Here is a 24230-nt window from a genome sequence, read left to right on the forward strand (position 1 = left end):
TAATAGGAAGAACCTCCGCTCGCGGTAAAATGAGGTGCCGATTGTTCTCCCCTAGATAAAGATTCATGATTTCGAGTAACGACTTTAGAACTGGCGTCACCATTGAATTAGATGGAGCTGTGTGGCGGGTAGTAGAATTTCTCCACGTTAAGCCAGGGAAAGGAGCTGCGTTTGTCCGCACTAAGCTAAAAAATGTGCAGTCAGGCTCCGTTGTGGAACGAACCTTCCGAGCCGCAGAAACGGTGCCCCAGGCAAATCTGGAAAAGCGCACGATGCAGCATACCTACAAAGAAGGCGACCAGTTCGTGTTTATGGACATGGAAACCTATGAAGAAGCAAGCCTGAATGCGGTTCAGATTGGCGATCGCGTAAAGTACCTTAAGGAAGGAATGGAGGTGAACGTCATCAGCTGGGGCGAGCAGATCATGGAAGTGGAACTGCCCAACTCCGTAGTGCTGGAAGTGACGCAAACCGATCCCGGTCTCAAAGGCGATACCGCCACTGGCGGATCGAAACCCGCAATCGTGGAAACAGGTGCCCAGGTGATGGTTCCCCTGTTTATCACGGTCGGAGAGCGGATCAAGATTGATACCCGTACCGATACCTACCTGGGTCGAGAATAATGCAAAAGTTTTTAGTCAGTGGTCAGGGGTCAGCGGTACAGAAGAAACAACCAACAACCAACAACTGACACTGACCTTGAGACGAGATTTACCCTTGTCTCTACCAAGCAACGATTAATCCCTGACTACTGACATCCTTTTTCTCATGTCCATAGACTTCAACGATCTCCGTGAACTGCTGGCAGCGATCGCGCAAACCGATATTACAGAGTTGACACTCAAAAGCGCTGATTTTGAACTCACCGTGCGGAAAGATCCGCGCGGGGGTTTGCCGGTCTTGCCACCCGCCCTGGCAGGGAGTGGGAGTCCCGAAGTCTCGGCTCCCCCCTCCCAGGCATCTCCGTCCATGCCGTCCAGCCCGAACTTAGAGGCGGTGCCACGAACTGCCCCGCCGACCGCTGCTGGTTCTCCCATTGATAGAAGACTCGAAGATGTCAAATCACCGATGGTGGGGACGTTTTATCGCGCTCCCTCACCGGATGATTCTCCATTTGTGGAAGTGGGCGATCGCATCCGTACCGGACAAACCGTCTGCATCATTGAGGCAATGAAGCTGATGAATGAAATTGAAGCCGAGGTGTCCGGTACGGTGATAGAAGTTTTGGTTCAAAACGGCGAACCTGTTGAGTATGGTCAACCGCTGATGCGGATTAACCCCGAATAACTTTAGCGTTTGTAAACGTTGCGCGGAGGCATCTGCCATGAATCGTCCAAAAAGTTTATTTCCAAAATTTTTCTATTTTTGGAGTAAGCTTTTTTGTATAATTTAATTGTCTAAAAAATTCCTTCTAAATAATGGAAATATCGATTAATTTTGCTAAATACGCATATTTCCATTATTTAATTCTACGAAGTTTCCTTTAAGAAATCGTATCTAAAGTTACCCGATTTACAATATTAATCAACAAAAGAAATTTAACAATTACTAAATAGTTATTAACCAAAAAACATCATATATAATCAGGATGAACTATCATTTCTGGTTAGTCTCATGCGACAAGCTTTGTCTGTACCACCAGAAGTTGTACAACAACTTGCAGAGTATTTCAGCATCTTGAGCGAACCAATGCGGTTGCGGATTTTGAACTTCCTGCGCGACGACGAGAAATGCGTACAAGAATTGGTTGAGGCAACACAAACCAGTCAGGCTAACGTTTCTAAGCATTTAAAAGTGATGCTGCAAGCCGGTATCCTGAGTCGCCGCAGCGAAGGGACATCGGCTTATTACAAAGTGGAAGATGAGTTGATTTTTGAATTATGTAACTTAGTTTGCGATCGCCTTGCCGCTCGGATTGAACAGCAAGCCCGTCACTTCCGTGACTTTAGCTTAAGCGCGAGAAAGTAAACAAAGCCCTATAAATCAAAATTTTTCTCAAAGTTTTGGCGAGTCAGAGGCTGATTGAGTTCCAATCCTTCACCGCCCAAAACTTCTAACCTTTTTCCCTCTACATCAATCCAAACATTGGTATTGGGATTGATACTGGTGGCTGTATAGAGGATTTGCGCCACGCGACCTGTCATCGAGGCACTACCGCCACCAGCAGTAAATTCTTGGGACAAATCTACGTGAACACCATCCTCCCGAACATCCAGATTTCGTAGCTGCGTTCCCTTGGGAATCGTGCTGCTGTAAGCCGGATCGTTCGGGCCTGCCAACAAACGATTGAACGCACCTTCTAGAATGTTCTCAGACTTAACTCCTGCCTGTATTTTGACCGGAGCGGGCACCACCTCAATCTTGCTACCACTACTCTTTAGCCAGTAGACCTGAACCGTCTTCTGACTGGATAGTTGCTGAGCGGACGGCTGCACAGACGGCTGTACAGACGCCTGAGGCGAAGTAGTCGGTTGGATAGCCGTAGCTGATGGTGTTGGTGAAGAGTCTGTATTTGCTGCCTGTTGCTCCCCTGGGCTACAAGCCGCCAAAGCCATCGCCAAAACACTAACGGCGATGCCAATCCCGATTCGACGGCCTGGTTGTTGAATTTTCATATCAATTTCCCTCCTTAAAATTTATTTGGATGCTGGTGAGGAGGTTTTGTTGAGGAATACAGTGAAGACGAGCGCTGCTCCGGATAATTCTAACGCGGCGTAGATGCAGAAGCGGTGTCTGGCTTTTCTACTCTGACAAATGCAGCTAACTCTAGTTGTTCCTGATTTAAATCTAATTTTAGGAGTCGGGCAGCAATCCCTCTATCTTCCAAGGTGCGGAGATCTAAGCGGCTATTGAGACCGGACACGAAGGACGCAAGCAAGAGGGGCGGCACTGGCATCCCATTGACTAAGACATTTGGCTCGATTAATTGCAACTGATGCTCAGCCACGATACCCAGCCCTGATTCCACCGAGACAACCAGTTTATCTGCATTTCCCGGCTCCTGCAATTCCAACTGGAAACGCAGCCGGTTATCTCCCAGAAATTCCACTTGAGGATTGACAAACTCATAGCGCTGAACCAGCATATCAGCGTTGCTGCCAAGAATGCGGCTTCCCAGTTTACGCAATTGAGCGCTAACGGCGGGTGACTGTAAAGCTTGATTAATATCTTGCTGGGTAATCACCAAACGCACCCCAGCTTGTAAAGGTTCCTTCAACAATTCGGTCGGTCGCACTCTCTTCTGCCGGAGACGCGCCACATCCAGGTTAATGGGGTCGGTTTCCATTTCCAGCTCTGCAATCCGGAATTCTGGCGTTACCCACAACCCTCGCCCACCAATCCGCACTCGCTCAACTTTTCCTTGCACAATTTGGAAATTTGGAGCATTGTCAACGCGGACTTGCAACTGCTCCACTTTATCAAACTGGGAACGAATGGCATTTTCAGCGATGCGGTCGATGGCTAAATTTGCGGGGGAAACGAGAGCAAGCAAACCAGATAGAAAAATTGCTATAAATTCCATAGTTCTCGCTTAAATTTTCTGGCGCACAATGACGCGATTTTCTGAAATTTCGCGCACAGACGCAAAGTTTTTAGGAGTTATAAAAGCGCATTGGCATCAAATATCATCCAAGGGTTTTTTGAAGCGTAAAGGCACAAAGACACAGAATGAGAACTTTGTGTCTTTGTGCCTTTGGGGTGAATTGTTATTGATTTAAAGCAGCATCAATCCGCTGCTTTAAAGTGGTCGCGACTTCCTCCACAGGAATTTCCTGGGATTTGCGAGTCGCCCGTTCGACAACTTCCACTTTACCGCTATTGAGCGATCGCCCGGTTACGATGCGATAGGGTATCCCGATTAAATCGGCATCTTTGAACTTTACTCCCGCTCGTTCATCGCGATCATCTAAAAGAGTTTCGATTCCCGCTTGATTCAACTGGGTGTATAGTTTTTCAGCAACTTCCACTTGTTGGGCGTCGCTGGTGTTGGGAACTGAGATGATGACGTGATAGGGCGCGATCGCAACAGGCCAGATAATTCCATCTTTGTCATAAGATTGTTCTACGGCTGCCTGCGCTAACCGCGAAACACCCAGACCATAACAACCCATTATTAGGGGAATTTCCTCACCTTGTTCGCTGGTGTAAGTGGCTCCCATTGCTTGAGAATACTTGTTACCTAGCTGGAAAATGTGCCCCACTTCAATGCCACGGGCAGTACGGAGTGTTTGAGCGGGATCGTGAGTTGCGCGATCGCCCGGTCGTGCCTTGCGGATATCTACGACCCCTTCTGGTAACTTAAACTGCTCGCCCCAATTAGCACCGACAACATGGTATTCCAAGTCGTTAGAACCTGTGACGAAGTTTTTTAGCTCGACCGCAGTTTTATCGACAAACCGCAAAAACCGGGGAGCTAAATTTTTCGCCGAACAGATGTAATCATCTGCAATGTCGGGAGCGATATAGCCCAAAGGTAGGGGTCTCGTCGCCCACAGTTGCTGAAGCGCTGCCGCTGGAACCTCTACAGATAGCACCGTTTTGGCTTGGTATTCCGGTGCCAATTTTGTCAGAGCGTTGTGCAACTTTACCTCATTAACTTCTTGGTCGCCCCGGATACTAATCAGTACCAGCACCGTCAAGCCGTTGTCATAAACTGCCTGGTAGAGGACGTTTTTCACCACTTGAGTCGGCGAACACTTGAGGAATCGACAGAGTTTATCAATGGTATCGGCGTCCGGCGTCTTCCGCTTCTCATAAGTGTTAAACGGAGATGGTTCGATGTCAGCAGGTAAAGAAACCGCTTTTTCCACATTGGCGGCGTACTTGCCATCTTCGGTGTAGAGAACTTCATCTTCCCCGGCTTCAGCCAACACCATAAATTCTTGAGAACCAGACCCTCCAATCGCACCGGAATCAGCTTCTACAGCACGGAAAGCTAAACCCGTCCGGCTTAACATCTTGCTGTAAGCATGGTGCATATCCTGATAAGTTTTTTTCAAGCTTTCTTCATCGACGTGGAACGAATAGCCATCCTTCATGATGAATTCCCGTCCTCGCATCAAACCAAATCTGGGGCGAATTTCATCCCGAAACTTAGTTTGAATTTGGTAGAGGTGCAGAGGCAACTGGCGGTAGGAGCGAATCATATCACGAGCGATCGCTGTAATCACTTCCTCATGCGTTGGCCCCAGCCCCAGTTCCTGCTCTCGGCGGTCTGTCAGGGCGAACATGATCCCTTCAGCTTTGGTATAAGTATCCCAGCGCCCCGACTGCTGCCACAATTCAGCGGGTTGTAGTTGCGGGAGTAGACACTCTTGTGCGCCGGTTGCATTCATCTCTTCCCGTACAATCTGAGAGATTTTTTGCAACACCCGCCACATGAAGGGTAAATAGGCGTAGATACCGCTCCCGATGCGACGAATGTAGCCTGCACGGAGCAGTAATTTATGGCTGGGGATTTCCGCTTCCGCCGGTTCTTCCCGCAGAGTGACAAAAAACATTTGTGACAGTCGCATCGCTGGTTCCCTCTACAGATTGGATAATCGATATCTCAGTTAAGTCTAGAATGTCCACAAGTTCACAAGAAAACCACTTTGCCCGATTTAATGAGTGCGGCTCAGCCTCCTCTAGAATTTATTCCACCGGCGCTCAACCCCCTGGTTTTACGAGCCGCCCAACAAGTGCTACCTGGCTGCATACGTTCCCAAACAGCGATTACCCAAATTCAAGCAGAAAACGTTGAGATTTTAGTCGATTTATATCGCCAATTTCAGGATGGGAAGATCCGCTTTATGATGGCATTTCGCCATCCCAGAGTTGAAGATCCGCTGTGCATGAGCTATCTGCTTTGGAAATTAGTACCGCGGCTGGCACGAGAAAAGGGTATCTCACTACAAAACCCGATTCATGCCCACTTTCTTTATGACCGAGGGATTCCTTTATGGGCGGGAGCGCACATGGGCTGGCTCTATTCTCGCTTAGGTGGTACCCCTATCCATCGCGGTAAGGCAGACTGGACGGGATTGCGTTCGGCTCGTGACCTGTTTGCCAATGCTCGGTTTCCGATAACCGCTTCCCCAGAAGGAGCCACCAATGGTCACAATGAGATTATCAGCCCTCTAGAACCCGGAATCGCACAATTAGGCTTTTGGTGTGCTGAAGATTTGCAGAAGGCTGGACGAGGGGAGCAAGTTTTAATTGTGCCAGTCGGAATTAAATACCGTTACGTCGAAGCTCCCTGGAAAGAGATAGAAAAGCTTTTAGGCGAATTGGAAGTAGCGAGCGGTTTGCCAGAAGGAAAGTTGAAGGGTGAATTGAAAGGCGAATTACAGGGTGAAAGTTTAAATCCATCGGCTAACCTGCAACCTTTTCAAGCTTCTCTCTACCAGCGGCTGTGTCGTCTAGGCGAACATTTACTGTCTGTAATGGAGGAGTTTTACACCCGGTTTTATCATCAAACTTTGCCGACTGTGGAAGCGTCACAGAACAATGCGAATGAAGCTTTGGCGATTCGACTTCAAGCACTACTGAATGTGGCCCTAACAGTGGCAGAGGAGTATTTTAACCTGCCATCCAAGGGAAGCGTAATTGACCGTTGTCGTCGTCTAGAGGCGGCTGGCTGGAATTATATCTATCGAGAAGACCTGAAGAATATTAAAGCGCTGTCTCCCCTAGAACGCGGATTGGCGAATCGAATTGCTGAGGAAGCCAGCCTTCGGATATGGCATATGCGGTTGGTAGAAACTTTTGTAGCCGTAACTGGACAATATGTTCTAGAAAAACCAACCGTAGAGCGTTTTGCCGAAACTACCTTACTTTTATGGGATATGGTAACTCGAATTAAAGGCAGCAATCCCTTCCAGCGTCCTCGATTAGGTAAGCAACGGGTAGAGATGAGTGTAGGGCAACCCATCTCGGTTTCAGAACGCTACCCAGTCTATCAAGCAAATCGGCACGGTGCGAGAGTTGCAGTAACTGATTTAACTAAAGATTTGCAACACGCGATGGAAGGTTTGATTGCTTCGGCTGGATGAAATCCCCAGTTTTTAAATAAGTTGGCTCGTGAAAATCCGCAGGATGACATTTATAAAATCTTGCGGATCGCGAGTAATAATTTCATCCAAATTATTCATAACGGCTGTACTCAGGACAAACCCAATTAATTTTTGCAATAAATGCTGAAAAAGAATTTCAGCGTTGAGTTTCCTGGTGTTTCCCCAACCTGCGAAAATCTCCAAGTTTATTCCATCCGGCTACTTAATAGCGAATGACGACTTCTCTGCTTACGTCTTCCTTTAGTTAGAAATCTTGTGATATCTTTGCCATCTTATTGATGGATTTCTAATGGGGATCATATCTGTCTCTAGCGGGGTTAAACTTTCATGATTTATTCGTTAATTTTCTTTAAGTAAGTGAAAACCTGTTTCTTGAACAAAAGAGACAAAGCAATTATTAATTTTCCGGAGGGTTAAGTATGACATCAGGCACTTTACACGCATACGATCAAGGTAAACAAGCTTTTCAAGGCATGGATGTAGACCAGCAGCTTGCCGTGCTGTGGTTTGTGTACACCAAGATGGGTAAATCTGTTACACCAGCCGCTCCAGGTGCTTCTGGTTCTGAGATTGCTCAGGGATTGTTCAATCAAGTTAAGGAACTATCCCATGAAGAACAGCTGCAAGTTCAGCGTGACATTGCTTCTAAAGCGAATACACAAATTAGCCGCGAATATGGTTCTCTGAGTCCAGAAACCAAACTAGCGTTTTGGTACTTTTTAGCGCAAGGAATGGATAGTGGTACCATCATTCCGATGCCTCCTAACTATGAACTTTCCCAAGCTGGAAAAGACTTGCTAGCGAAAATTGAAGGAATGGACTTCCAGCACCAAATCGATTTTCTACGCGGTGCGGTGCTACCGATGGGTGCTGAGGCTGCTGGGGGTTCTGACATCTAGAAAGAATATTTAATTTCCTGTTGAATTCCTCCTTTATACCCCCGCTATGTTGTTAAGCAATTAGCGGGTTTTTTTACTGATATTTTGCACAAATCCGGTAGCCTACTCGAAATTCAAATTCCGGGGTAACAGCTCAAGTCCATTTTGATGGACTTGAAGCTTTGAGACTTTGGAATTTTAGCCCAGATGAATTCCGAGAGGCTGATTCGTTTGTGTAGCTCCAAGTTGTAATGTGTGAGCTACAGCAAGTTTCGCAAGAAGTTTAGTTTTTAAGGGTAGCTAAATTCAACTTCCCTGGCTGTTACTGTTGTGCCTACTGCTTCTGGCGCACCGACTACTAAATTCATCTCGTCGCAGTAAACAGTTAGTAAAGGCTGACCTAAGTTTAACTGGGAAAAAGGGCTTTCTGCTGGGATTTCTAGCTTGCCACTCATTGCCTTTAGTTGAGATTCAAGCTGACTTTTGAAGAAAAGCAAATCGTAATTTTGGCTACTAAACGCAGTTCCGATTAATGGCTGCCGCCACCATGTAGAGATGGGCAATAAGGCGTCTGTGTAGCTGAGACTGCATAGTAACCGATCGCCTTGACGGACAGTGACACCAGCGCGATCGCCTTTTTCCCAGGTAAACTCAGCAAGTTCCTTCGGTAAACCCCAGATTCTTCTCCCACCAGCAACAGAATCCGCATTATCTACATAGATGTGGGACACCCAACCGCCGAACTTGTCTTCATATTTGACCATCGCTGGGATAACAATTAACTCGCTATACTCCAACACGGAACCCGATCCGTAGTAGGAAAGATAAACCCCGCCTAGGGTTTTTCCAGGAAAAACTGAGACGATTTCTAACTCTGGAGGGATGAAGGGACGCGCTCGCTCAACATCTATCAAATGCAGGGTTTGTAGCGCGTAACCCTGGAGTGTCCAAGGTGCTTGTGGATATGACATTTTCAACTCCTACAATCATATTCATTTTTATTAAGACTTTTTCCTAAACAAATAAACATCATCACGTTGATAGGTTAATTGAAATCCTGGGGTATTTTTTAGTTGATTTGCCAGCTTGGCAGCGAACTCTTGGCTACCAGTCCCGCCAGCACCGCCTGGATAACGCACATTGAGCAATATATACTCAAAAGGAGATAGATCGGCAGGGAGCGGACTCAGATCGTCCACTAATTTGATCGTCTGGCGGTGAGTTAAATGAGGTGCAATCCGATTGGTGGTTAACACACCGCCTTTCGTTTGAACTTGAGCGATCGCTTCTCGCGCTGCTTGCCAAGTATCAACAGAATTTTGATATTTCGACCAAAAATAGCCATACTTTCCTAATGCTAAGAAAGCCACTATCGACCATACGATTATTGCCCGTTTGTCTCGCAACCAACTTCGATTTGCGGCAAGGCTGGAAATGACAGCCAGCATCAAAAAAGGCAGAATTGGCAAAGAATATTGGTGGAGTAAATCCCGTTGGTGTGGTTTGTCGGAAAGAATGTTTAACGCCAACGCGGGAATCGCACTTACTAGAGGAGTCATGTGTCGGGGAGAAAGTCCCCAAATTACTGGAAAAACCAACAGTGCCAGATATTCGAGTGTCTTAAATGAGAAAATTCTTCCCAATATCAACTCAGGCTTAAACAGGAGATTTCTAGCAATATCTAGAACTGAGTTACCGAGATAGCTGTAACGTGAAACGGCAGCTACTTCGCTACCGCTGAAAGATGGAATAATTAGCTGAGTTGCAATTAGGAACCAAGCGATACCAGCAGAAAGAGCAAATGCACCACATAAACGCCGCTTCTCAAACATCAGCAGCCAAATCCCCATTGCTGTGACAGTAAGGGATAAAACAGCTTTATACCCCAAAATAAAAATAATACTGACACAAAACCACCCAATTCGATTTTGCCTAGCACACCATACCGCTGCTAAAAAAGCGGGAACTGCCATCACTTCTGGGTGGAATTCAAATAAATTTGCATTAAAAATTAGCGGGTAAAGCAAGTAGACTGCTGATATTGTGATTGCTTGCGATTCTTTCAACCCCGCTTGACGTGCTAGGTGCCACATTGGTAAAGCACCTAAAGACAAAGCGATGGCTTGTACTACTAACAACCAATGAACATTGGGATAAATTTTGTACAGGAAAGACAATAGATAAACTGCCCAAGCAGCATGGTTTCCCATGTGATGAAAGCCAAGAATCGAAGAAATTGGTGGCTGTCCCTGACTCATTAAATAAACCACTTGGTCATAAATTCCCAAGTCATAAGCCCCCGATTGAAACATGGAGTGTCGTAGGCTACTGCACGCGAATAATATTACGGCACTTGTGCCAATCATCAATGACAGGGCACTCGGCTTGATTCGTGTTTGTTTCATAAGATATTTTTCCCGCAGAGAACGCAGAGAATTAGCGATTGCTGGTTACTTTACGTCCTAATCTAAACCCAATCTAAAAGTGAAAAGCTGAATTTTTTGACATTTTAAATAGAAATAATATCCTTAGTTAGACGCTAAATCTTTTGACACTTTAAATAAAAAGAATATCCTTCATCAGGAGATTCACTCAGTCCAACTGCATCAATCAGTTCTAGGCGACTAAATCTTCCCGTTCTTAAACTAAAAGGCATCGGGGAGACAGCCTTTTTATCTACGACTTTAAATCCAAATTTTTCTATGTCGTTAATTAAATCTTCTGGGCAGTATTCTATTTTATGTTCCGGATGAACAAAGCCCATTCTAACTTGTAAACGAGTAAGTTTTCGATTGGGAGTATCTAAACAAAAATAGCCTGCCGGTTTGAGGACACGATGAACCTCCATATATACTTTTTCCGCTTCGTTTTCTGTAATGTGTTCAATACTCTGTCCTGACCAAACTAGATCAATTGTTTCATTCTCAAATTTAGATAAATCCGTCATGGATTGATAATAATAGGTTACTTTAGTGCCTTGAAGCGTTGTTACTTCATTTGTAGGTAGGATAGCGGAACCGAACATTCTTTGTTCAGGAGGCAAATCAATAATGTGGACTCGATCGGGAATAGAAGGATACCCCATCGCTAGTAAGCTTCCTTCTATGAGATGACCAGCAGCACCCCCAAGATCCAATATGACCTTAGCAGGAGGAAGGTGTTCTCGGACAAGGGTTAAACGCGCTAAATGGTGGGAAAGAATTCCATTCGTTTTGAATAACTTTCTTTCAGTTTCAGCAGGAATCATCAAAAATGAAAAGACTAATGATGTCCGTGTTATTTCACCGGAATCTAGCTTTTTTAAATAAAATTGAACTTCTTCATCTAAAGGAGGTGAATTAATCAAATATTTATAAAGGTTAATTATATAGTTTTCATTATTTACTTTGATTTTAGTTAGCTGATATAAGGAATTAACCATTAAAAAAATTGAAATTAAAAGTAAGTCGAAGGGATAAAATATTACATACCTAAAAACTTTAAACGCTAGAAGCTTTTTGTTTTGTAATGAGTTTTCCATATTTTGAATCAAATATTAATCGAAAATAATTTAGAATGAAAATTAGAGATATATAGCAACTTTATTTGAGTTGTACGCTAATATTCGCCTTAATAGAGACGCGATTAATCGCATCTCTATAGAAGGTCGCAAATTTTCAGGATTGCTATATAAAGCCATCGGATTAGTTTATTGTGAATTTAGCATACTGGTCGTGGTTCTTGTAAAACTTGGTTTAGTGAAAGTTGATTTGATTTTGATAGTGCAAAAATTACAGCATTTTAGGGAAACTTAATAGCTGGACGATCGCATTTGTAAGGGCGAAGATTTCACCCCTCTTTTTGCCTTTTGGTTTTTTCTTATCCTGCCCAAAGGTGTTGGGCAAATCGAATCGATAGCGGAATAAGTAAGACGGTAAAGAAGCCGATCGTGGCATATCCCCAACGCGGGTGACGGGAAAGTAATAAGCCAAGCGCGATCGCAAGTGACACAATGCCGTAAGCAATCCGCCCAATCGACCAAGTTCCTCCGGAGGACAAAATTAACCCCAAGCCGCAAAAGCCATAAATTACGGTCACTAAACTGAGTTGATTTTGGAAGTGCCATAACAAGTAGCCACCCCCTACTAACGAAACCGTATTAATCAACGGATCGCCTGCTTGTAACCACAAAATTAACCATAAAACACAAAAGCCGTATCCGACTTTAACCGAACCTAATTTTTGGCGGAATCGCCACAGCAAATAGGCACAGCCGACAAGGATTAAAAACAGTAGCGGATGCCAAGGATCTTTAATCCCGCCATACTTCCAATTCGCTGTACCAATCGAAATTTGCATCAGCATTTTCCACCAACCCTGCCAATCGAAACCAACTGAAGGTCGCCATCCTCGCTGTGCTTGAATAAACGCCAAAGGGTCTGCAAATCGAATCCAGCAATACAAACTAAATAGAAGCAACCCTCCCGCAGTCGCTAGACTGGCAACGTAGGCGATGAGGGGTCTGCGTTCTTTCCACGCTGCAATCAGAAAGGCGGGGATGAGGGCGATTCCGGTGGGACGGGTGGCAGTTGCTAATGCACCGCATAGGGATAACCAGGCATATTGGCGTTTATCAAAGGCTCGTAAAGCCGCAGTGCTGAAGAATAAAAATAGCCCTTCCGTGTAAATTACGGTTCCAAAGAGGGAAAACGGACACCAAGCTAATACGGCACTTGCCCACTGTGCAGCACTTCTACCATGACGTTCTTCGACCCAAAAGTATACAAGGGCGATCGCTCCTAATAATGCCAAATTATTTACGAGCGTGCCTGCGACTTCAAACGGCAAGCCGAGGGTCATCACTCCCCGGATGAGTAAAGGGAAAACGGGGAAAAAAGCAACATTATGTCCTTGTCCGTCATTCGCGTATTCGTAACCAGAGACAGCGATCGCTCGATAATGAATGCTATCCCAGCCCTCAAAAACTCCCCAGCCAGATGTAGGCATAACCCCTGAGGGACTTGGAAGTGCAGGCGCGATCGCCATCATTGCGATCGCAATGATGAGTCGGCTGCTTAGCCACATTGCCGTTGCAAAGACGAACCCATTCGCCCATATCTCCTTTTTTTCAACAGCAGTGGTTTCCACAGTTGCAGCGTATTTTTGCATAGATGCCCCACTCAGTTGATCTTCCCAATCCTATTGATTAACACTCACCCAGCCCACCTATTGAGGGCTTATGGTCAGTAATAATACCCCGATCTTTATCAATCCGCTCAGATGAGATGTTAAGGATGAACCCCAAGCAATTTATAGTGGAATTGCCCCTGAATCCTTAAATGATTGTGAAAGCGATTACTCTCCTTGGCTCCACTGGCTCTATCGGGACTCAGACGCTAGATATTGTGGCTCAAAACCCGGAAAAGTTCAGAATCGTGGGGTTGGCAGCAGGACGCAACGTGCCAATGCTTGCCGCACAGATTCGGCAGTTCCGACCGGAAATTGCCGCTATCTGTCAAGAAGACAAATTGTCTGAACTGAAAGAGGCGATCGCAGACCTCGACCCCCAACCAATCTTGTTAAGTGGGGAAACTGGGGTCGTTGAAGTCGCCCGCTACGGCAATGCAGAAACGGTCGTCACCGGAATTGTTGGCTGTGCGGGGTTATTGCCGACCATTGCCGCGATTGAAGCCGGGAAAGATATTGCTTTAGCGAATAAGGAAACTTTGATTGCGGGTGCCCCCGTAGTGCTGCCGCTGGTAGAGAAACACAGCGTGAAGCTGTTGCCAGCGGACTCTGAGCATTCTGCAATTTTTCAGTGTCTCCAAGGCGTCCCCAAAGGCGGCTTGCGACGGATTCTGCTCACGGCTTCTGGCGGTTCCTTCCGAGATTTGCCGGTCGAGAAATTAGCCTCAGTCACGGTTGCAGACGCCCTGAAGCATCCCAATTGGTCGATGGGTCGCAAAATCACCATTGACTCCGCTACGTTGATGAATAAGGGGCTGGAAGTGATTGAGGCGCACTTCCTCTTTGGCATGGATTACGATGGCATCGAGATTGTCATCCATCCCCAAAGCATTATTCACTCGCTGATTGAGTTGCAAGATACGTCAGTCTTAGCTCAATTGGGTTGGCCTGATATGCGTTTACCGCTACTTTATGCGTTATCCTGGCCTGAGCGAATCTATACCGACTGGGAACCGCTAGATTTAGTAAAAGCAGGAAATCTCACTTTCAAGGAACCCGACCACGACAAGTATCCGTGTATGCAATTGGCTTATGCTGCGGGTCGTGCAGGCGGTTCGATGCCTGCTGTTTTGAATGCGGCGAACGAACAGGCAGTGGCGCTATTTTTAGAAGAAAAAATTCAATTTTTGGATATTCCCCGTTGCATCGAATCAGTTTGCGATCGCTTTACTTCCCAAAATCGCTCAATTCCTACTCTCGATGACATCATTTCCGCCGACCAATGGGCAAGACAGGAAGCACTTGAGGTGAGTCAGCATCTGCACAAAGGTAGTAGTGCCGCAGTCGTGCGTTAGGGAATTTTTTAGTCTTCCTTTAATAACTCACTAACTCATTTTCTACCCCGAACGAAGAATTTTGTAGTATCTTCCCAGACTCCTCGCTCGGTTGTTAGTTTATCAATTTCTGCTCTGTACTCAACTTGGAACTGCTCTAATTGTTCCGGTGATAGTTTTGCCAGCAGCGGATTGCCTTTCAAACTTAAATTCATTCCCTTCCAGGATAATTCCTCATCTCTTAGATGGCGATACCGTCCAGAAGGCTCAATTTTGATTTGGATATCTCTAAAACCTGCTTGTTGTAGCAAATTACGACACTTTTCTGGAGTACCGAGTGTTTCGAGGATGTGTGGCAGCGATATGCCCAACACTCTAGCGCAGATAGTCCTGTAAACATCTCCTAAATAAGCTGTTTCGGGAGGACACGTAAATGCTACAAATCCTCCTGTTTTCAGGAAGCGATACCACTTTTGCAAAATACCAGGAATATCAGTAAAAAGTACAATTGCCTCACAGCAAAAAATAGCGTCAAAACTACCATCATTAAAGTTGATTAATTCTGCATCTGCCTCAATTAACTCGATATTTTTTAAGCAAGCTGTTTCAACTTTAACTCTAGCTTGATGGAGCATTCCCGGAGACATATCTATGCCAATGACATAGCCTTCCGAACCTACTTTCTGAGCAGCGGGGATCGCTACTAAACCCGTTCCAGTGGCAACATCAAGAATTTTATCTCCCTTCTGAATTGGGACGAATTCCAGTAGGATATTGGCTTCAAGTGGATGGCGAGTCCCTTCCTCGAAATCGTAGGTAGTTCTAGAATTATAAAATTCAATTACCTGTTGCTTATAAATATTCATAATTTAATGAAATTGGTAATTTATGCGAGTATAACCGAATGTGAAGTTCAAGCCACAAACCTCAATCACCCTTAAAGGCTCAGACAACGCAAGGTATGACATCCAACAGCCACCCACCTCAATTTTCGGAAGAGGACATTAGGACAAGGGTCGTAGCTACTTGGTTAGCCGATCACGGTTTTACTGCTGAGAGTATTTCTGTTGAGTTTTCCTTCGAGTTACGGCTTGGTAGAAACGCTTATAGGGTAGGGGAGAATGCACCTATTCGTTCGTCAGTGCGTAGACCTCGTGCAGATGTTTTGGTGCGTAGCTGTGATGGACGCAATTTGCTGATAGTCGAAGTCAAAGCACCCAATGAAATTCTAAACGATGATGCTAAGGAGCAAGGTATTTCCTACGCTCGTCTCTTACGAAATGGAGGGATTGCCCCGTTTGTAGTCTTAACCAACGGTCATGAAACCCGAATCTATGACAGCATCTCTGGCGAATTAATTAGGGATACTCAAGTCCCCACGAATCATCCTCATGTACAGAATGGTTTCCGAGTCAATGTTAATGATATTGACCTGCGAACAGAGGCATTAGAGACATTTGTTTCTCTTTCTTCAGAAAACTTACTTGAGTTTTGCCGGACTCAGGTTAGTTATCGAATGCGGCTTTTGCGAAGTGATGATCCGTTTAGTGGCAAGAAGTATATTCCTAGTTTGTATATAGAACGAGAGGATGCAAAAAGGCAGCTAAATCACCTTATAGATGAGGAAAAGCGTCAAACTTTAGTTTTATTTGGTTCACCACAAGTTGGTAAAACAAACTTTATTTGTCATGCCGTAGAGAAAAGACTTGAGCAAGGAGTTCCTTGTCTCTTCTATCCAGCTATTGGAATGCAAGGAAGTTTAGTTGATGAAATCAACGAAGACTTTGGTTGGATTTTCAAAGATAGTAGTGCATCTCATCAAATAGTTAATAAGTTAACTCACATTCTTCGACGCACTAATCAAAGTCTTAATATCTTCATTGATGGTTGGAATGAAGCTAGCCAAGAGTCAGCACAAACAATCGATTCTAGTAGTGCAAGGCTCTCTTGCGATGAGATTCAAATAATTATCAGTTTAACTGACGTAGCGGCACGTCGCTTGTTACTAGATAAAGTAGGCAATCCCTCTCATATAGCTGAATCCGCTTTGCTTAATAGTGGTTCAGTTCCACTACTTGAGATTAGCCCAGAAAAGTTAGAGTATAGCAACTCTAGTGTAATGGAGATTAGGAAGTACAACCCTGGAGAAATTAAAAGAGCTTATGACACCTATTCAAATATTTATAAAGTTCAAGTACCTCATTCACATCAACAGGTAAACGATCCCTTCCTACTTAGGATTGGAATGGAGCTTTTCACTGAAAAGTCCTTGCCCGAATCTCTCGATGAACCTTCGCTACTAGAAAAGAGTATATTTTCCAAAATATCTCGTGCTGTAGATTTAAGCGAAGATGTTGCCATCTCACTTCTATCAGAGCTTGCGGATGAAATGGTTGTACATGATGCTCCAGTTAGTCAAGTCTTAGCCAGAAAACGATGGAATATTCCCACTGCCAGCGAGTTACCGAAAGGCTTGTTTGAAGCAGCACTACTGTCTAAAGTATATACTGAAAAAAATGTGCCAGGATTAGACTTTTACTATGGTCGAGAGAGAGATTTTGTCATCGCTTGCTGGATGAGAAATTGGTTCAAAAAGTCACCCCATGAATTCAATGTTTTTATGTCTAAGCTTGCCACTTCAGTTTGCAATTCAGTTGAAATTGATGCTATACACTGGTTTTTAAAACAACCACAAAATTTTATTTATCTTGAGTTTACTGCACAAATTTTTCATGAACAGTGTGACCCTCTTATAAAAAGAGCTATCCTGTCATTAATACATAGTAATTTAACTCGGTTCACTGACAAAGTGTTGACAGATATTATTAAAAAAAGTGCAAATGACTCTAGTAAGCTTGTTAGAGCAGAAACTGCTAAATTGATAACAAAGCTAGCTTACGATGAAGACTGGCTAGCTTCGATTCTTGCTGACGTACAAGACTTAAGAAACTTAGTTGTCGATTTATTAGAAGTTGATGAAGAATATTCTTTAAGTTTAGGTAATGTAGGGCAAATTATTCTTGATGCTCTGAGGCAACTGCATTGGGAAGCTAGTTCAGATGAAGGCTCAGAGATAACAGATATTCTAAGTCATTTAATGCAACATTACTCATCTACTGTCAGAATTGGAGCTGCGAAAGCTCTTGGCTATATTGAACCTAAGCTATTGTTTCAGACATTAACTTATAAAATTGGCTTATACAAAGTAGGATATGAAATCGCAAAGGATTACATAGGTGGTCTAGACCTAGCCTTAGATAGTATTGGTGAAATATATTACGGTTCGATGTGTCCAGGACATCTAGAATACCTACTCAACTCCGCACCTGAAGAGCATATTGCGGAGCATGAGGAAATGTATAAACTTTGTATGCCAATAATCAAGTTCTATTGGCAAGAAGAATGTGGAAAAAAGCTTTTAGAGTTCTTAAATTCAATTGCACCAGATGAAAAAGTTTATGAGAATGCATCTGAGAATAGGCCTTATTCAAGTCAAAGTGTGTTTGATGAAAATATAGTTCAACTGAGTCTACCACTTGATGATTTGGAGCCTAATGGAAATGCTTGAGGACTCAGGTTAGCTTCAACTATTCCATCAGCAGCAAGGCACGAAGAACTTGCTGCTGTACAACACCCAAAAGGATTGCTATAGTCGCTTATTCAACTGTTACCGATTTCGCCAAATTCCGAGGCTGATCTACATCTAAGCCGCGAAGCGCCGCAATGTGATAAGCCAACAGTTGCAACGGAATGACTGTAAGGATGGGAGAAAGTAACTCTTCCACAGCAGGAACGGGCAACAAATCATCAAATGTTTCCGCTGCTTCTGGGTCATTCATCGGCGTCACGCCAATCAAGCGGGAATCCCGCGCCTTCGCTTCCTGGGCATTCGAGAGGACTTTTTCGTAGACAGTCCCCGGCATGGCGATCGCTACTACGGGCACTTTCGCATCCAACAATGCAATCGGGCCGTGTTTCATCTCTCCAGCCGGATAACCTTCGGCGTGGATATAGCTGATTTCTTTCAGTTTCAGCGCCCCTTCCAAGGCAATCGGGAAATTAATCCCCCGTCCTAAAAAAATAAAATCTTTTGTTTCGGCAAAATCGTGAGTCAGATGCTCAATATAACGCTCCTGACTTTCTAAAATCAGTTCAATCTGCGCTGGCAACTGTCGTAAGCCAATTAAAATTTGCTCTAACCGAATTGCCGATACCGTCTGACGCCGATAAGCTAAATCTAGCGCCAAACAGTAAAACGCCATCAGCTGGGCAACAAAAGTTTTCGTCGCCGCCACTCCAATTTCAATTCCGGCATGGGTTTCGATAATCTGGGGCACCATCGTCCCCAAAGTGCTTTCTGGACGATTGGTAATCCCCAGCAATCGCGTCTGAAATTGGGACGGCTGAGTGGCACGACGCTGGGATTCCATTGCCAAAGCCGCCAGCGTATCCGCTGTTTCTCCAGATTGGGTTACGCCAATGGTCAGCGTATTCGCAGTGAGAGGCGCGGGTGCATAGCGAAACTCAGAGGCGTACTGCACGATGGTCGGAATTCCCGCTAACTGTTCCAGCAGGTATTTACCTACCAGTCCGGCGTGCCAACTGGTACCGCAAGCAAGAATTTGAACGTGTTCTAAATTTTCGTAGAGTGACGCGGGTAAATTCAGTTTGATTGGAGATTGACCAGAGTCGGCGTTCCAGTCTGCGTTTAGGTAAGCTTCTAAACAAGCGCGAACCACTCCCGGTTGCTCATAAATTTCCTTGAGCATAAAGTGTTTGAATCCCTGTTTTTCCACCTGTACGGGATTCCAACTCAGCGTCCGGGGACTTTTCTTCAGCCTATCGGCTGCAAAATTGTACACCTCAACGCCAATCGGAGTCATTCTTGCCAATTCACCATTTTCCAGCGTCAGGACGGCCCGAGTGTGGGGAACCAGTGCCGGGGTATCAGAGGCACAGAAAAATTCTCCTTGACCGAAACCAATGGTGAGGGGAGCTTGTTGCCGTGCCACAATCAATTCATCGGGATAGTCGGCACAGATAACCGCGATCGCAAACGCTCCCTCCAGTTTATTCACTGCCTGCCGTACCGCTTCTAAAAAGGAAGAATGCTGACTTGTCGCCGCTGAGTTGTGTACCTGCTGTGTCATCACTTCAGCCATTAATTGCGGGATTGCCTCTGTATCTGTCCCCGCCTTCGTTACTGCTTGCCGCACTGCCTCTAAAAACGGAAACTGTTGAGGTGTAGAAGCTGAGTTATGTACTTGCTGTGCCATTAGTTCAGCGATTAACTGGGGAATCAACTCCGTGTCCGTCCCAGTTTTCGTCACCGCCTGCCGCACCGCCTCTAAAAACGGAAACGGTTGAGCGGTCGCCGCTGCTTGCTGCGCTTGCTGTGCCATTAATTCGGCGATTAAGTGGGGAATCACCTCGGTATCCGTCTCTGAGCGAAACTCGTGTCCCTTGGCTTTGAGTTCTTCTCGCAATTCCCGATAATTTTCAATAATCCCGTTTTGGACTACCGCGATTCGCTTCGCCGTATCTGTGTGGGGATGGGCGTTGTATTCTTCTGGCTTGCCGTGAGTCGCCCAACGGGTGTGTCCAATGCCAATCGTCGCCGGATTAACTTCTCGTTGTAGCTTTTCGCGCAGGTTGTAGAGTTTGCCCTTTGCCCGCACGCAATGGATATCACCTTCCAAGACTGTGGCGATACCGGCAGAATCGTAGCCCCGATACTCCAGTTTTTCCAAGCCTGCCAGCAAAATCTCTGTCGCCGCTTGAGTGCCAATATAGCCAACGATTCCGCACATATATCACAACACTCCTGTTCACACTTAAACTAAAAAGCTACTGGGCTATCCCAGGAACGTCAAGGTCAACAACATTGTATTGGTTACGGGCGATCGCGCTCTGATTCCGTAAAAAAGAGGGAGCAATTTGCCCCCTCAATGCCTTGGAATCGGAATGATAAAAAGTGTTTTCAAGCCAGCTTGTTAGTATGCCAAGCCCATGCTGCGAGTAGTTTCAGCATTGCTCAAATAAACTCGGATGCTCAAAAAGTCGGTAGGACAGGCAGTTTCGCACCGCTTGCAACCTACACAATCTTCAGTCCGAGGAGATGAGGCAATCTGTTGGGCTTTACAGCCATCCCAGGGAACCATCTCTAGGACGTCCGTTGGGCAAGCGCGAACGCATTGGGTGCATCCAATGCAGGTGTCATAGATTTTAACGGTATGAGACATCGAAAAACGGCTCCTTTCTGAGTGTTCTCTACTAATGACACTAGAATCAAGGCTTAGTTTACCGCAGGCGCATAGACGCCTCTGCAAAAGGCCACAGAACTTCAAACTCTGTAATAGATTGCCCCTAATTGCGACTTTCCGACAGAGGCGGGGAAATCCCTCTGTCTCAAGGCGGTTTGCCTCACCGGCAAAGCTGGGGTGCCTCCGACATCATAAAGAAGTGTGAACGAAAGGCTTAACTCAGTTGAACAAAATTCAATTCCAGCGTTCGACACAGAGAAGTTTTAACCCTTGGGAATCGACTATGACACTGATTCGTTGGCAACCTTTTCAAGAAATGGAAACCCTGCGCCGTCAAATGGATCGAATGTTTGACGAACTGGCAAGCGTTAATCGGGATGCTCCAATCACCTGGAAGCCTGCGATTGAGCTGCAAGATACAGAGGACAGCCTAATCCTGCGGGCACAAATTCCTGGCATCGAAGCTAAAGACCTCGATATCCGCATTTCTCGTGAAGCGGTTGTGATTACAGGCGAACGCCGCTACGAAAAGAAAGAACAAGAAGGCGGTTACCTCCGTTCTGAGTTCCGCTACGGAAACTTTCAGCGAGTAATTTCTCTGCCTGTTGCGATTCACAACGATCGCGTCCAGTCTGTATTTAAGGATGGCGTCTTGATGCTGACGCTGCCCAAAGTAACGTCAGTTCGCGATCGCGTAGTCAAGCTCAATCTAGCAGATAGCACCAGTGCGGCTCCAGAAGTCACTGACGCACCCGTTTCTGATGTGAAGAAGCCCGAAGCAACTGAGAGTGCTGAACCGGCTAGCGTCTGGGATTAATCCAGATAATTTTCGGTTAATCCGTAGCCGCGAAAACTTCTTAGTTTAACCACTCAACCGCTGAGCATCAGCAACTCAGCGGTTATTTTTCGCCTTCTTCCAGAAGTCGGGAAAATCCCCCAAAAGGCAATTCGGTTTTCCTCACTGACGTAACCAGACTGTTTTGACATTATAAAAACGTGGGAACTAAAAGCTTCATCCCATTGAACAAATTTCAATTCAAGCATTTAGTCACTGCAAATTGGAGGTAACTGTTTTATGGCACTGATTCGTTGGCAACCCTTCCAAGAAATGGAAACTCTACGTCGTCAAATGGATCAAATGTTTGATGAACTTGCCGGAAGCGATCGCGTAGCTTCTCGCCAGTACAGCACAACTTGGAAGCCTGCCATTGAACTCCAAGACACTGAAGACCATCTGATCCTGCGGGCTGAAATTCCAGGCGTAGAAGGCAAGGACATTGATGTCCAAATCACTCGTGAAGCGATCGCCATTAGCGGCGAACATCGCTTTGAGAAGAAGAACGAAGAAAAAGGCTTCTTCCGCTCCGAGTTCCGCTATGGTAGCTTCCAGCGGGTGATTCCTCTACCAGTGCTCATTCAGAACGACCAAGCCAAGGCTGACTTCCAGAATGGCATCCTGACATTAACCCTGCCGAAAGTCACAGAAGCGCGGCGTACCGTCGTCAAACTGAATTTAGGTAGCACCAATACGACTCCAGAATTGACCAGTCAGTCAACGCCTGAAGCCAACCACGCTAGCGTGAACTAATCTTGCCCTTGCCCTCCTGAAGGGTCTTGAGGCTGGGTAAGAAACAATAGCCTAATTTAGTTATCTAACCGCTGAGTGGTCTTCAGTAGAATCCTACCCTCCACTCAGCGGCTATTTTTTTGGCGTTGCACCTTGAAAAACTATTTATTTTAGAGACAATCCCTCAGTAAGTTGCCTCTAGAAAAAACCATCTCCTAATTGGACAATGTCATCTTTTTAGCTATCGTCAAGGACGATACACTTGTGCAAGATGCCTTCTTTGGGAAAAAACTTAAAATGCCAGATTCCTTGATGTATCGGCAAGATGCCTTCGTTGTTCTGGAACCCAACCAACCAGAGCAATTCCTCACTCCCGCAGAAATGTTAGAAAAACTGAAGGCAATTTTGGCAACTCGTCAAGATAACCTACCGCCAGATTTGCAAAAATTTCCTTCAGTAGAAGCTCAAGCTGAATACCTGCTAGAAACGTCCTGCGAATTAGATATGGGGCCAGGACAATTTTTACAGTGGTATGTCGTGCGTTTAGAAAAATAAGAGCGGAGTTCCTCCGCCCCTACGTTTAGGGTGTAGCAATTAGCGCCACATCAACACGTTGTTCAGCTGGTTGAGTCACGGTTACGCGCACACCAGGGCCAAAAAACCCTTCTATTTTCTCCCGCTTCTGTTGCCAAACCTCTAGAGGGAAGAGCGGCGACTCAAATTCCAACACTAAAGCGTAAGCCCCATCGATCGCAGTTTCGTGTAATCCTGTTAGCACAGGTCTTTCTTCATCGGTTGGACTCAGCCCCAAGCTGCTCAAAGAGCTATCGAGATGAGCATCTTGACCGTAGCGATAGCGGGTGACATCTAGACGAATTTGGTTTTGAGTTGCGGTTGCTTGCTGTTCTCGGAGTGCCAGTATGTCCTTGGAAGTAGGTTTGGTGAATGGTACGGGCGTAAGTTCTGAGGCTTTGAGGGCAAGCCCTCCCAGCAACAGGGGAACCCCATAGAAGAATCCGGCTAGATTCAGCGTCGGGTTGTCGGTAACGTAAGCAACCAGTCCCGCCAGAAATAAAACGCCACCGACACTTAAACCCAACGTTCCCAAAGAAGTTTGACGTAACATTTTAATTAGGATACCCAATTGACAATCTCTTCAGCTTTATTATCCTTGGCACTGGGTAACATCTCTAGTATGGGTGAGGTTTTTGTTAAAACTATGTGCCTTGCTTTGGGTCGCGATTGGGAAGCACGAAGCTGAAGAAGTCTCGCTAATTTGATAGCCCTTGACGAATGAGTGCAGAGTCTGTAAAGTAGCCCATCAACCAACGGTAATTCAGAACTCAGGGCGTTTACAAAAGGAACCCCTATTATCAAAATAAGTCGCTGTTGTCCGCCGCCATCAATTCATAACTGAGATAATAAAATGATTCAAGAAGACAATTCCGGGGCTACAAAAAAGAGTAAAGCCATCCTGGATCAACTCAAAACGCTGAAGCAGGAAGATGAAACGCTTTATAACATCTTGGCTGTAGATGTTTGGGCTTTAGCCAAAACAATGGATGAGTTTCAACCAGGATTTTGGTCGGCTTTTATGAAAAATCGGGAGAAGGCGCTGAAGCGGTTTATTTCTGAAGTGATTAAAAATAAGCCTACCGATCCGAAACGTCCTCCTTTCCTTCGCTAGGATTAATTATTGTAAATAAAGAATCAAGCGAGGAAGCAAACAATGGACCCACAAACACTCAAGCAATGGATTAGCCAGATTGAACTCAAGCGTGAGTCACTGGTAAGGCTTCTGGAGGAACCAAACCTGGGAACTCTACGAATTGATGTAAATCAGGCGCTCGAAGAAATTGACGACCTGATTGATGAATTTCGGCGCACCTTCCCAGAGGCAGATGCCAACTAGAAACTAACGCCTTGCCGAGCTGAACTCTAGCCAAGAGGCTACGGCAAGGACACCA

The 24230-nt window shown here is 45.4% G+C and carries 25 protein-coding genes; 12 read left to right on the forward strand and 13 right to left on the reverse strand.

Annotation, left to right across the window (positions count from 1 at the left end; translation table 11 throughout):
- The first annotated feature begins 65 nt into the window (after nucleotides 1-65).
- The 3 genes from efp (at nucleotide 66) to H6F52_RS12310 (ending at nucleotide 1968) form a co-directional block, all read left to right on the forward strand.
- Nucleotides 66-623: an elongation factor P gene (efp, locus tag H6F52_RS12300; RefSeq protein WP_190410539.1), complete on the forward strand. Its 558-nt coding sequence runs from the start codon at nucleotides 66-68 to the stop codon at nucleotides 621-623.
- A gap of 145 nt (nucleotides 624-768) precedes the next feature.
- On the forward strand, nucleotides 769-1287 hold the full coding sequence (gene accB, locus H6F52_RS12305) for an acetyl-CoA carboxylase biotin carboxyl carrier protein (protein ID WP_190534991.1): 519 nt from the start codon (nucleotides 769-771) through the stop codon (nucleotides 1285-1287).
- 327 nt (nucleotides 1288-1614) lie between these two features.
- Nucleotides 1615-1968: a metalloregulator ArsR/SmtB family transcription factor gene (locus tag H6F52_RS12310; RefSeq protein WP_190410537.1), complete on the forward strand. Its 354-nt coding sequence runs from the start codon at nucleotides 1615-1617 to the stop codon at nucleotides 1966-1968.
- An 8-nt stretch (nucleotides 1969-1976) separates the two neighbouring features.
- On the opposite strand, the gene H6F52_RS12315 is transcribed toward H6F52_RS12310, so the two are convergent.
- The 3 genes from H6F52_RS12315 to H6F52_RS12325 form a co-directional block, all read right to left on the reverse strand.
- On the reverse strand, nucleotides 1977-2615 hold the full coding sequence (locus tag H6F52_RS12315) for a GerMN domain-containing protein (protein WP_190534993.1): 639 nt from the start codon (nucleotides 2613-2615) through the stop codon (nucleotides 1977-1979).
- 89 nt (nucleotides 2616-2704) lie between these two features.
- On the reverse strand, nucleotides 2705-3523 hold the full coding sequence (locus H6F52_RS12320; protein WP_190534994.1) for a DUF2993 domain-containing protein: 819 nt from the start codon (nucleotides 3521-3523) through the stop codon (nucleotides 2705-2707).
- Nucleotides 3524-3707: 184 nt separating this feature from the next.
- On the reverse strand, nucleotides 3708-5516 hold the full coding sequence (locus H6F52_RS12325; protein WP_190534996.1) for a proline--tRNA ligase: 1809 nt from the start codon (nucleotides 5514-5516) through the stop codon (nucleotides 3708-3710).
- Between the two features lie 78 nt (nucleotides 5517-5594).
- Here H6F52_RS12325 and H6F52_RS12330 point away from each other — a divergent pair, with 78 nt between their 5' ends.
- A complete protein-coding gene (locus tag H6F52_RS12330) occupies nucleotides 5595-7034 on the forward strand; it encodes a 1-acyl-sn-glycerol-3-phosphate acyltransferase (RefSeq protein WP_190534998.1) in 1440 nt (479 codons plus the stop codon).
- A gap of 12 nt (nucleotides 7035-7046) precedes the next feature.
- Here H6F52_RS12330 and H6F52_RS12335 read toward each other — a convergent pair whose 3' ends face one another.
- Nucleotides 7047-7238: a hypothetical protein gene (locus H6F52_RS12335; RefSeq protein WP_190429010.1), complete on the reverse strand. Its 192-nt coding sequence runs from the start codon at nucleotides 7236-7238 to the stop codon at nucleotides 7047-7049.
- A 236-nt stretch (nucleotides 7239-7474) separates the two neighbouring features.
- Between H6F52_RS12335 and H6F52_RS12340 the strand changes: the two genes are divergently transcribed.
- Nucleotides 7475-7954 carry an orange carotenoid protein N-terminal domain-containing protein gene (locus tag H6F52_RS12340; RefSeq protein ID WP_190410531.1) on the forward strand — a complete coding sequence of 160 codons (480 nt, stop codon included), beginning with the start codon at nucleotides 7475-7477 and terminating at the stop codon, nucleotides 7952-7954.
- A gap of 269 nt (nucleotides 7955-8223) precedes the next feature.
- Here the strand turns inward: H6F52_RS12340 and H6F52_RS12345 are convergent, their stop codons facing one another.
- The 4 genes from H6F52_RS12345 to H6F52_RS12360 all read right to left on the reverse strand — a co-directional run bounded on the left by H6F52_RS12345 (nucleotide 8224) and on the right by H6F52_RS12360 (nucleotide 13081).
- Nucleotides 8224-8904: an acetoacetate decarboxylase family protein gene (locus H6F52_RS12345; protein ID WP_190535001.1), complete on the reverse strand. Its 681-nt coding sequence runs from the start codon at nucleotides 8902-8904 to the stop codon at nucleotides 8224-8226.
- A gap of 30 nt (nucleotides 8905-8934) precedes the next feature.
- Nucleotides 8935-10338: a DUF2079 domain-containing protein gene (locus H6F52_RS12350; protein ID WP_242033930.1), complete on the reverse strand. Its 1404-nt coding sequence runs from the start codon at nucleotides 10336-10338 to the stop codon at nucleotides 8935-8937.
- A 134-nt stretch (nucleotides 10339-10472) separates the two neighbouring features.
- A complete protein-coding gene (locus H6F52_RS12355; protein WP_190535004.1) occupies nucleotides 10473-11453 on the reverse strand; it encodes a methyltransferase domain-containing protein in 981 nt (326 codons plus the stop codon).
- A gap of 338 nt (nucleotides 11454-11791) precedes the next feature.
- Nucleotides 11792-13081: a mannosyltransferase family protein gene (locus H6F52_RS12360; RefSeq protein ID WP_199300530.1), complete on the reverse strand. Its 1290-nt coding sequence runs from the start codon at nucleotides 13079-13081 to the stop codon at nucleotides 11792-11794.
- Between the two features lie 176 nt (nucleotides 13082-13257).
- Between H6F52_RS12360 and dxr the strand changes: the two genes are divergently transcribed.
- The gene (gene dxr, locus H6F52_RS12365; RefSeq protein ID WP_190535312.1) at nucleotides 13258-14454 is read left to right on the forward strand and encodes a 1-deoxy-D-xylulose-5-phosphate reductoisomerase; all 1197 of its coding nucleotides are present in this window, start codon (nucleotides 13258-13260) and stop codon (nucleotides 14452-14454) included.
- Nucleotides 14455-14489: 35 nt separating this feature from the next.
- Here dxr and H6F52_RS12370 read toward each other — a convergent pair whose 3' ends face one another.
- On the reverse strand, nucleotides 14490-15299 hold the full coding sequence (locus H6F52_RS12370; RefSeq protein WP_190535007.1) for a methyltransferase domain-containing protein: 810 nt from the start codon (nucleotides 15297-15299) through the stop codon (nucleotides 14490-14492).
- Between the two features lie 95 nt (nucleotides 15300-15394).
- Here H6F52_RS12370 and H6F52_RS12375 point away from each other — a divergent pair, with 95 nt between their 5' ends.
- Nucleotides 15395-18001: a type I restriction enzyme HsdR N-terminal domain-containing protein gene (locus H6F52_RS12375; RefSeq protein ID WP_190535010.1), complete on the forward strand. Its 2607-nt coding sequence runs from the start codon at nucleotides 15395-15397 to the stop codon at nucleotides 17999-18001.
- Between the two features lie 88 nt (nucleotides 18002-18089).
- Here the strand turns inward: H6F52_RS12375 and glmS are convergent, their stop codons facing one another.
- Together glmS and psaC are read right to left on the reverse strand one after the other, a co-directional pair.
- Nucleotides 18090-20243, reverse strand: a complete 2154-nt coding sequence (gene glmS, locus H6F52_RS12380) for a glutamine--fructose-6-phosphate transaminase (isomerizing) (RefSeq protein ID WP_242033931.1) — start codon at nucleotides 20241-20243, stop codon at nucleotides 18090-18092.
- A 183-nt stretch (nucleotides 20244-20426) separates the two neighbouring features.
- Entirely contained in the window at nucleotides 20427-20675 is a 249-nt protein-coding gene (gene psaC / locus H6F52_RS12390) for a photosystem I iron-sulfur center protein PsaC (RefSeq protein WP_089128523.1), read from the reverse strand.
- Nucleotides 20676-20979: 304 nt separating this feature from the next.
- Between psaC and H6F52_RS12395 the strand changes: the two genes are divergently transcribed.
- Nucleotides 20980-21513 carry an Hsp20/alpha crystallin family protein gene (locus tag H6F52_RS12395; protein ID WP_190535012.1) on the forward strand — a complete coding sequence of 178 codons (534 nt, stop codon included), beginning with the start codon at nucleotides 20980-20982 and terminating at the stop codon, nucleotides 21511-21513.
- A gap of 53 nt (nucleotides 21514-21566) precedes the next feature.
- Here the strand turns inward: H6F52_RS12395 and H6F52_RS12400 are convergent, their stop codons facing one another.
- Nucleotides 21567-21740, reverse strand: coding sequence for a hypothetical protein (locus H6F52_RS12400; protein WP_190535014.1), 174 nt, complete (start codon nucleotides 21738-21740; stop codon nucleotides 21567-21569).
- Between the two features lie 31 nt (nucleotides 21741-21771).
- Here H6F52_RS12400 and H6F52_RS12405 point away from each other — a divergent pair, with 31 nt between their 5' ends.
- Both H6F52_RS12405 and H6F52_RS12410 read left to right on the forward strand, forming a co-directional pair.
- On the forward strand, nucleotides 21772-22284 hold the full coding sequence (locus H6F52_RS12405) for an Hsp20/alpha crystallin family protein (protein WP_190535015.1): 513 nt from the start codon (nucleotides 21772-21774) through the stop codon (nucleotides 22282-22284).
- 276 nt (nucleotides 22285-22560) lie between these two features.
- Nucleotides 22561-22818 (forward strand): chlororespiratory reduction protein 7, encoded by a 258-nt coding sequence (locus H6F52_RS12410; protein WP_190410511.1) that lies wholly within the window; start codon nucleotides 22561-22563, stop codon nucleotides 22816-22818.
- A gap of 25 nt (nucleotides 22819-22843) precedes the next feature.
- Here the strand turns inward: H6F52_RS12410 and H6F52_RS12415 are convergent, their stop codons facing one another.
- Nucleotides 22844-23389 (reverse strand): DUF2854 domain-containing protein, encoded by a 546-nt coding sequence (locus H6F52_RS12415; RefSeq protein ID WP_190410510.1) that lies wholly within the window; start codon nucleotides 23387-23389, stop codon nucleotides 22844-22846.
- 300 nt (nucleotides 23390-23689) lie between these two features.
- On the opposite strand from H6F52_RS12415, the gene H6F52_RS12420 reads away from it, so the two are divergent.
- Nucleotides 23690-23950 (forward strand): hypothetical protein, encoded by a 261-nt coding sequence (locus tag H6F52_RS12420; protein WP_190428356.1) that lies wholly within the window; start codon nucleotides 23690-23692, stop codon nucleotides 23948-23950.
- Nucleotides 23951-23992: 42 nt separating this feature from the next.
- Entirely contained in the window at nucleotides 23993-24175 is a 183-nt protein-coding gene (locus H6F52_RS12425; protein ID WP_190410508.1) for a hypothetical protein, read from the forward strand.
- Nucleotides 24176-24230 lie beyond the last annotated feature (55 nt).

It is taken from the genome of Coleofasciculus sp. FACHB-542, assembly GCF_014695825.1.
GTDB lineage: Bacteria > Cyanobacteriota > Cyanobacteriia > Cyanobacteriales > FACHB-T130 > FACHB-T130.